At 49.7% G+C, this 9,142-nt stretch carries 10 protein-coding genes and 1 pseudogene; 7 read left to right on the top strand and 4 right to left on the bottom strand.

What is annotated here, in order from left to right:
• Nucleotides 1–136: 136 nt before the first annotated feature.
• A complete protein-coding gene (locus RTK32_RS04935; RefSeq protein WP_312042379.1) occupies nt 137–355 on the bottom strand; it encodes a YdgH/BhsA/McbA-like domain containing protein in 219 nt (72 codons plus the stop codon).
• Nucleotides 356–681: 326 nt separating this feature from the next.
• Between RTK32_RS04935 and RTK32_RS04930 the strand changes: the two genes are divergently transcribed.
• The 6 genes and pseudogenes from RTK32_RS04930 to RTK32_RS04905 all read left to right on the top strand — a co-directional run.
• Nucleotides 682–1,128, top strand: a complete 447-nt coding sequence (locus RTK32_RS04930) for an NUDIX domain-containing protein (RefSeq protein WP_312042378.1) — start codon at nt 682–684, stop codon at nt 1,126–1,128.
• A 54-nt stretch (nt 1,129–1,182) separates the two neighbouring features.
• Nucleotides 1,183–1,479, top strand: a complete 297-nt coding sequence (locus RTK32_RS04925; RefSeq protein ID WP_312042377.1) for a hypothetical protein — start codon at nt 1,183–1,185, stop codon at nt 1,477–1,479.
• A 120-nt stretch (nt 1,480–1,599) separates the two neighbouring features.
• Nucleotides 1,600–2,130, top strand: a complete 531-nt coding sequence (locus tag RTK32_RS04920; RefSeq protein WP_312042376.1) for an SRPBCC family protein — start codon at nt 1,600–1,602, stop codon at nt 2,128–2,130.
• Nucleotides 2,131–3,297, top strand: a complete 1,167-nt coding sequence (locus tag RTK32_RS04915; protein ID WP_312042375.1) for a zinc-dependent alcohol dehydrogenase — start codon at nt 2,131–2,133, stop codon at nt 3,295–3,297.
• Nucleotides 3,298–3,646: 349 nt separating this feature from the next.
• Nucleotides 3,647–4,201, top strand: a complete 555-nt coding sequence (locus RTK32_RS04910) for a hypothetical protein (protein WP_312042374.1) — start codon at nt 3,647–3,649, stop codon at nt 4,199–4,201.
• Nucleotides 4,202–4,315: 114 nt separating this feature from the next.
• Nucleotides 4,316–4,495 (top strand): annotated as a pseudogene (locus RTK32_RS04905) (hypothetical protein); the annotation flags it as partial.
• 759 nt (nt 4,496–5,254) lie between these two features.
• Here the strand turns inward: RTK32_RS04905 and RTK32_RS04900 are convergent.
• From RTK32_RS04900 to RTK32_RS04890, 3 genes are all read right to left on the bottom strand, one after another.
• A complete protein-coding gene (locus tag RTK32_RS04900; protein WP_312042381.1) occupies nt 5,255–5,734 on the bottom strand; it encodes a hypothetical protein in 480 nt (159 codons plus the stop codon).
• Nucleotides 5,735–6,428: 694 nt separating this feature from the next.
• Nucleotides 6,429–7,808: a sugar porter family MFS transporter gene (locus tag RTK32_RS04895; RefSeq protein ID WP_312042373.1), complete on the bottom strand. Its 1,380-nt coding sequence runs from the start codon at nt 7,806–7,808 to the stop codon at nt 6,429–6,431.
• 150 nt (nt 7,809–7,958) lie between these two features.
• Nucleotides 7,959–8,249 (bottom strand): VF530 family protein, encoded by a 291-nt coding sequence (locus tag RTK32_RS04890; protein WP_312042372.1) that lies wholly within the window; start codon nt 8,247–8,249, stop codon nt 7,959–7,961.
• Between the two features lie 404 nt (nt 8,250–8,653).
• Here RTK32_RS04890 and RTK32_RS04885 point away from each other — a divergent pair.
• Nucleotides 8,654–9,142, top strand: a 489-nt coding sequence (locus RTK32_RS04885; protein WP_312042371.1) for a PAS domain-containing protein, incomplete at its 3' end; no start/stop codon positions are given.

Here is a 9,142-nt window from a genome sequence, read left to right as displayed (position 1 = left end):
AAAACGCTCAGTAGCAGGCCTGCATTTTTGTTTTTTACCGCCAACATCTCATCCTCCGCTCTCGATTTTTCATTATGTTATAACATAACATTAATGCCTACCAGCGATGATGACGGATGCCCCTGGCAGCGCGGCGTTATTCGCCTTTCGCAGAAAGTACGGCGGTCATATGGACGCCGTTGTTGTAATTGGCCTCGGTGATGCGATAAGACGTGCCGGCTGCCTGCGCCTGGGCTGAAATTTGCGCTTCAGCCTCGTCCAGTGTAGAAGCACAAGCGGTGACGCTCTGCGCGAAGCTGGCGGATGAAACCATTGAAAGAAGAGAAATAACGACTAATTTTTTGATGATTTTCATGGGGAGTACCTTATAGAAATTGACAGATTTAAAGGCTTTTTGCCTTGATGTAATTAATGCTACCCGCTACATGTTCCGGATGAAAGCCGAAGGTTTTGTTATTTTTATTCAAAAAAATTGATTTAATTTGTACTGTGAAAAAAACAGGCGTGTATCGTGCAGCGCTATAACTGCCCTGAAGTAAGGCGAAGGTAAAGGGTGCGTGCTACCCGCAAGGGAATCCGCTTGCCCGTTCCTGTAAATAAACTCTCTGGCCCGGCATAATCTTTGCAATCCGCTATTATCAAAAAAATGGCTTAGATCTGACTTTAAAGTGAGAAGGGAAAATGCGTCTTCGTCCGGCGGCCCGACTGATAGTGCTTGATGATTTCCAGCGAGTGTTGCTCTTGAAATACTGCCATACGGCGGATGCTTTAGCTGGCCGTTCTTATTGGGCAACGCCGGGCGGCGGAGTGGAGCAGGGTGAATCTTTTGAACAGGCCGCCTGCAGAGAACTGCTGGAAGAAACCGGGATTGTTTGCACCGATATCGGCCACTGCGTCGCGCAGCGGCGTTTTACCATGACGCTGCCTGACGGAGAAGAGGTAGAGGCGCTGGAGAAATTTTATGTGGTGCGCGTGCAGAGCCGCACCCTCAGCGCCAATGGCTGGAGTAATAATGAAAAGCGCGTCATCAGCGATCACCACTGGTGGCAAGTCGCAGAACTGCGCACCACCCCTGATATTGTTTATCCTGAGAACCTTGTCGCGCTACTCGCTTCGCTACCTGCCTGACAGCATCCTAATCTATGGACTACCCTTACTTTTCAATCACAGAGGAGAAGGCAAATGGCTGATTCAGTTCTGATCGACACTGTACAGTTTGGCCCGGAAGACGCGCCGGTACAGAAATATGAAATTTATGGTGATGATGAGAAAACGCCAACCCATGGGGTAATTTACCGCAAGGATGAGGGCGACTGGCAAAAGCTGGATGAGACGCTCAACTTTGCCGCAGAGGACGAGCAGAAAGAAGCTACCGAAGCGATGGGTTACGGCTCTGGCGACAGCCTGCCGGACCTGCGCGATCTGCCCGCCGAGGCCAGGGAGCATTGCGAACAGCACTGGCAAAAAAGCCAGCAATAAAGCCTGCCGGGGACGATCCCGGCGCTTTTTACACGTTTGCGAAGAGCACGTTGCTTACCGCATTCACATTCCTGAACGTCCTACCTCAAAACCGCTTTTTGTACCTTACAGGGGGAACATTTGGCCAGAAAACCACTACCTGAATCCGCTAAAGAACTTACGCTCCGCCGTTGGATATCCATCGGGCTTCCCGCCACCGATCTTTTTGCTCTGTGGCTGCAGCCGGATACCTTGCCGCGCATCATGCAGCATTTCGCGACGGTTACGCCGATGAATAAAAGCGATGCGCACTGGCAGGTCAATGGCCCGCTTGGGAAAAAATATGCCTGGCAGAGCCGTATTGTCGAGGCGCAGCCGGGCGAAATTATTGCCTGGCAGTCGCTGGAAGGCGCTGATATACCCAACGAGGGTAAGCTGGTGCTGCATCCTGCTCCCGGCGAGTGGGGAACGGAGCTGGCGTTGACCCTGACTTTCATGCCGCCTGGCGGCATGGCGGGGAAAAAAGTGACCACCTTTTTCGATCTGCTGCCTGAAGAGATTGCCAGCATAGCGCTGCATCGCTTTAAAAGCCTCGCCGAAACCGGAGAGATCCCTACGATTAACGGCCAGCCCGCTGGTCGCCATGCCGAACGTCAGGATAAGGAGAAATAGATGCGTGCACTTTGCTGGAATGGCGTTAACGATCTCAGCGTCGAGACGGTGGCCGACCCCGGTCTGCTTAATCCTCACGATGCCATTATTCGCGTTATCCTGACTACGACCTGCGGGTCCGATTTGCATGTTATTGACGGGCTGATCCCCAGTATGCGCGAAGGCGATATATTGGGGCATGAATTTATGGGCGAAGTGGTTGAAGTCGGCAGTGCGGTGAAGCAGATCCGCCGGGGCGATCGGGTGGTGGTGCCTTCCTTTATCTCATGCGGATCCTGCTGGTATTGCCAGCATGAGTTGCCTTCCTGCTGTGACAATAGCCATCCACAGTGGGAAAAGGGCGAAACGGCGTTGGGCCATCCAACCGGCGGCATTTATGCCTACAGCCACGCCTTTGGCGGCTACGCAGGTTCTCATGCCGAATACGTCCGCGTACCTTTTGCCGATAATGACTGCTTTGTGATCCCGGATGGCGTAACCGATGAGCAGGCGCTTTTTCTGTCTGACGCCGCGCCAACGGGCTATATGGGCGCGGACTTTTGCAATATCCACCCTGGTGATACCGTGGTGGTCTGGGGCTGTGGCGGTGTCGGGCTGATGGCGCAGCAGAGCGCCTGGCTGATGGGCGCGCATCAGGTTATCGGTATCGATCGCTACCCGGAACGACTGGCGATGGCGCGTGACTATGCCGGCAGCCTCACGCTGGATTATACCCAGGTGAACATTCACGAGGCACTGCTGGAACTGACCGGTGGACGCGGCCCGGACAGCTGTATCGATGCGGTCGGCATGGAGGCGCGAGGCGAAGGGTTAAGTCAGGTGTATGACAAGGCCAAACAATTGTTGCATCTGGAGACGGATGTTGGCGCCGCGCTGCGCCAGGCGCTTTACGCCTGCCGCAAAGGCGGAAATATCGCTATTCTTGGCGTATACGGCGTGATGGATAAGTTTCCTCTGGGGCTGATGATCAACAAAAGCCTGACTATCCGTACCGCGCAGCAGCACGGTCAGCGTTATATGCACCGACTACTGGATCACGTAGCGAAAAATGAGCTGAATCCGGCCTTTATGGCCACGCACCGTTTCTCGTTGGAGGACGCGCCGCGCGGTTATGAAATGTTCAAACACAAGGAAGACGGCTGCGTCAGGGCAATTTTCGTTCCCTGATAAACGGGATGAAAGAAAAGGGCGCCGCTGGCTGGTTTGGGCGGTGCCTGGACAAGCTACCTTTTTTTGCAATGCCTTAAACGATAGAAAAAGCCCATAATTGCGTTCTTAATGATAAATCGATCATCATTACCTGGCGGAAAAAAGAACGGGCAGCAGATAACGCACTACATTATCCGGGTCTGATGCTCAGTGGAACGAAATCTCCCGCTAAGGAATTGAATGAGTCTGGATGATCGCTCACCCACTTTTATTATGAAAACGACTAAAAAAACTGTTTTTTGAAAGAGGTTAATTGCATTGTACTGGTATCGTAATTTAATTAATATCATCAAAAAAAGGAAATGATATGATAGGAAGAATTAACCCACCCCCTTGTTTCTCTAATGGGTATATTGATCGTAATAATGATGCGCACCCAGGAAAAAAACCTTTAATAAATCAAATAACTGGATCTGTTATTAATGTAAAAAACACCAATGCTGATTTGCGCTTTGTCAGTAAAGAACTATCTCTATACAGGGAAGTGAAAAATAACGCCGCCCTGGCAACTTTAGCAGATACTAAATTACACAGTAGCCTGAATACTCGACTCAGCTCTTTAGGTATGGCAGTTACTGCCATATATAATATGGTTGAGGGTGGAAAAGCTAAAGAAAAGTCAGTTGATATATGCGATAAAAACCCTGGAAATAAATCAATGGAATTAAATTCTGATCCTTTTTTAACAAAGAGAGGAACGGAATATATTAATAAACTCATTGATACTGAAACTCCTCTTGATTCTACTAACTATGCAATCGGACTTAGAGTTGGCTCTGATATGAAGAAACTTTCAGGAGATCGCATTATGGTCGATCAGTTCAATGCAACATGGAATATGCGGCTTGACATGGCTACTTAAAAGTAGTTTTGTTCAGTCAATGTATTTTATATCGCAGTAACAAACAGGATTTGTTATCTGATTGTAAGGCATTAATTCCCATCCTCCAGAATTTTATAAACCGTGGAACGAGCAATTAGCTGGATGCGCAGTAATTAAGAAGAAACCGGGCTTGAAGATATCGCCCGGTTATCCCCACTTATGCACGGGCATATCAATATGCTGGGGCGTGATACGTTCACGCTCAAAGAGGATATTTTAAAACGAGAATTGAGAGCATTAAATTTTAATATAAAAAACGAATTATCTTCTTAGCATGAGTTTTCGTTCCATTGGTCCTCAAACCCCGATAATGACTGCCATCGTCTTTAACTTGTGCAGCCCCTGGCAAAGCCAGGGTTTCAGTGTGGGAGCGGGTTGTGCGGAGATCACACAGATGAGTTCCCGGGCCAGCATCTTCAGCCGCGGCAGTGCAAAAGGGAAAGCACAAAGCGAATAGCAGGGAACGTTTTTTTTCATATAAAACCAAATGATTAGAGATCGTTGAAGGTGGCTATCGACCGTAGCCAGGAAAACTCAAGGCTCGGGCTGACAGCAGATTAATCGGGCGGAACCTGGGAGCAGATTTGTTAAAGCCAGATTGCTGGACTTGCCATGTTGCCGGCCGCGGGCAATTTACCCGATAGCGTTAGAGCCGTCGGCGGATACTGTCTGTAAATACCGAGATGCTCAGCGGCGAGATGGATGAGTCAGTCAACAATGTGCTAAATGCCTTCAGGCCAGTTAACTTCATTCATTGGTATCAAAAGCTGCCGTAACAGTTTCTGGTGCAGATTATCCTAAGCGGCCAGGCTATCTCAGCCTCGATAATACTAGTGCGCATAATGTATATTATGTTAAATAGGATCCATTTTATGTCCCACTGGGGCAGCCATAGAAATCAGCATGCAGTGAATTTTGAGATACCTCCCTTTTCTGACATCAGGCCTGTCGTACATCTTCACCTCATTCTGATTAGTAGGTGTTTCGATATGCTCACTTAAGCGGATTGTTGCCCGTTTTCGTTTTCGACACTCACTCTTCCCGCCACGGCACGACCACGCCAACAAAAGTATGCGTACAGCATCGACAAGTTACCGCGATATCCTCTGCCGAAATATGTGGATTGACCTGTTGAAGCATTCCCTGTTCATCAATAAATAAACCGGAAAAAAAGCTAAAATCGCCGCAGCAAACATAATCTTGTTGATCATGCTCATAGCGCGCGACCATCCTGAATATGGCATCGGGTTTATCCAGCCGGCTTTTTGCCTCGCTGTAAACGTCATCCCAGCACTGCCCAATCTTGCCGAGTAAAAAATAAAATAGCGGTGAATAATCCAGCCCGCGTAGCTGCCTGCCATGCATGGACTCCCGTTGCGGCAGCATTTCATCAGGCGGTCTTTTATTATTCCTGTCCTGACGATACCTGGTCCCGGGATTGTTCGAGTGATGTCGCGTGGTTGTATTGACTCTGCGATAGAGCTTTTTTGTTTTGTCATGATGAATTCGCAATATGCTCTCCTTGCTAACGAATGGGCTTACCAGTGGTGAATGAAAGACGGAACGGCAGGAGGCTATTTCAACGATATGAAGATGGTCGCCGCAGATTATCGCTATAGCGTGATCATTGCACAAGAATTCGCAGAATGCGCTGTTAACCATGACCCCTTCATCATCAATACGGATAAAGAGCTGTAAGACTACGACAGGTGCGTCATTTTCACTGATACACACCCTTCTGTCTTTTTCACCCTGTTGGGCAAAAGGATTGATATTCACGATGGGAACACCAATCGACAGCCATCTCTTGCTCTATAAAGCTGGCCTGATATCCCATAAGACGTTTTCCTGAAACGGCAAATATCCCGATATAGCCATATCGGTAGGTATTGAAGAAAACCTTAGGCGCCGAGAGTAGATAAGGCAGGATAAACCTGATGAAATGTAGCAAGGAATGATGCCAGTTCCAATCAGATGACCTTCGCAGGCCCGGCTGGTACCGCAGAGCAGAGAATGCTGACCTTACCCTACTCTGCCAAACACAAGCAGAACATCAGTTTAGTAAAAACAGGACCTTAAACCCCTGACGTGGCTTTGATGAAACCTTAGCCCGTTTACCTTTTCTGCGCGCTACGTGGCATCTGCTGTTTCGGCAGGCGCCGCCCCTTACAGACATCACGTAGCACGCTCTTTACTACGGTTTCTTTCAGGCGCCGATGTCTCGTAACGCCTTGCCTTTCATCAAATTACGCTCGATATGTTCCAGCGTGACATGCTTGGTTTCCGGCACCAGCCAGATGGTCAGCAGGATAAACGCCAGGTTAAGCGCGGCGTAAAACCAGAACGTATTGGCGTTACCAAACTTCTCCAGCATGGTCAGAAACGTCGCGCCGACGATCATATTGCCTACCCAGTTAGTGGTTGTGGACGCCGTAATGCCAAAGTCGCGCCCTTTCAGCGGCTGGATTTCCGAGCACAACAGCCATACCACCGGGCCGGCAGCCATTGCAAAACCCACAATAAAAATCAGCAACATCGCAACGGCGAAATATTTACGGAAATCGGTTTCGACGCCCATATGCAGCAGCGTACCCAGTACGCCCATCCCAACGGCCATCACCAGAAAGCTGGTCCTGAGCATAGGTTTACGTCCCCAGCGATCCACCAGCCCAATGGCAATCAGGGTGGCCAACACGTTGACCAGGCCAACGATAACGGTTCCCCACATCTGCTCGCTGGTGCTGGAGAAACCGGCAATACCGAAGATTTTAGGCGCGTAATACATCACCACATTCATGCCGGTGAATTGCTGCATTAGCTGTAACAACATCCCCAGCCAGACCGCACGACGAAAGTTACTGTTGTTACGGAATAGCGACCAGCCGTGCTGTTTGACCATCAGGCTTTCGCGGATTTCATCCAGCTCCTGCTTTGCCTGCTCGCTGGTATTGCGCAGGCGATCCAGCACGCGCTGTGCCTCGTTAAATCGCCCATGAGAAGCCAGCCAGCGCGGACTGTTAGGCAGAAACAGGACGCCAACAAACAGGATCACCGCCGGGATCGCGATAACACCCAGCATCCACCGCCAGCTACCGCTGTAGCTGAAGGCCGTATCCGAAAGATAAGCCACGACAATGCCGGTCGTCAGCATCAGCTGATACATGGATATCATCGAACCGCGAATGCGTTCCGGCGCAATTTCGGCCAGGTACAAAGGTGCGGTATAAGAGGCCACGCCCACGGCCAGACCAAGCAGAACGCGCGAGAAAATCAGCGATTCCACATCCGGCGACAGCGCCGACCACAGTGAGCCGATAATAAACAGCGTGGCCCCGACCAACATACTTTTCTTGCGTCCCAGCTTTGACGACATCCAACCCGCGGCCAGTGCGCCAATAGCTGCGCCAAACATCATCGAACTGACCACCCATTCCTGCTCATGATTGCTGATATGCAGATCTTTCGCTAAAAAAGGCAGTGCCCCGGCAATCACGCCGATGTCAAGCCCGAACAGTAGGCCCGAAAGCGCGGCCATCATACAGACAAACCACGTAAACCGATTCCCTGAAACATTACTGGCTTTCATCCTCTCTCTCCTCGCCTAAAGTCAACTTACATCAAGAATTTCAACTTTATGTAAATAAACGGGAAGCCGATGTGTTACCGGTCACATTTCAGACAGGCCAGCCTGCGCGATAATTCCCATAGCGGAAAGATTGGATCGCCCTTTTCTTCTTTATTCCTCTTTTTTACCTTTCCAGTTCGCCCATGGGCTTTCGGCAGGCAGTTCGGGTTCAGCCGCGGCTGAATCACTCAACGAAGCAATATACAGCGCCTCAACCTCTGCCCGCGCCCACGGCGTACGGCGCAAAAACTTCAGGCTGGACTTAACGCTGGGGTCACTTTTAAAGCAGTTAATATTGATGCGTTTACCCATCTCATCCCAGCCGTAGCGTGCCACCAGCGCATTAATAATGGCCTCCAGCGTCATACCATGCAGCGGATCTTTTGAACCGGGGTTAGTCATAGTCTTTCTCTCAGCAAAAATAGTGCCGTCACCATACTGGCTGCCCTGGTCTGGTGCAAATCGGGCGGGCTGTTTGGTGCGCCTTTATACAAAATGCCGCCTGAAATTAACATGTTGAAACATTTTGCTCAAATTTTCCACCAGGCTGCCGATAGTGGTTTATAGACGGGCTTGTGGGGTCGTCATTTGATTACATCAGGAAATTTTCCAAGAAAGAAATCCCGGTCTCCGCACTGAATGCGAAAAGAGACACGCTCCTTTGCCCTGTAGAGGTAAATGATAAAACGTTCCGCCCGGGAAAAACATGCGCCGCCATACCTGACGGTCGTCGTACCGCATTCATTTGTGAGGACAAAGGCCCACAGATGAATCATTAAGATCATGAAAACTTCCTGGGGTTGTCTATGTTTGGTGTAAAAAAACCAAGTCTTTCTCTGCCGTCATCTAAAGGCAATGCCGTTGTTAGGGACATCAACGCGATTAAACAGCATGTAGCATGGATTGAATTTACGCCCGAGGGAGAAATCCTGACTGCTAATCAGCAGTTTCTTGACGTAACCGGTTATTCACTGAATGAGATCCAGGGTAAACATCACCGTATTTTTTGCGATGCGGAATATGTCCGCTCAGCTGACTACAGTCGTTTCTGGCAAACGCTGGCCGCGGGCGAATCGATCACGGGCATTTTTGAACGCTTCAGTAAACAGCATCAGCGTTTTTATCTCAGTGCCACCTACTTTCCTGTCTGCGACGATAAGGGCAACGTTTATAAAATTATAAAAATAGCCTCGGATATTACCGCTCGTCATCAGGCTCTGGAGCAGAAAGAAGCGGTGATCACCGCGCTGGATCGCTCTATGGCGGTTATCGAATTTACCACCGACGGCAAAATA

It is taken from the genome of Erwinia sp. (assembly GCF_031978025.1).
In the GTDB taxonomy this organism is placed as follows: Bacteria; Pseudomonadota; Gammaproteobacteria; order Enterobacterales; family Enterobacteriaceae; genus Erwinia.
The sequence above is the reverse complement of the archived record's forward strand: the minus strand, read 5'-3'. Positions and strand labels throughout refer to the sequence as shown.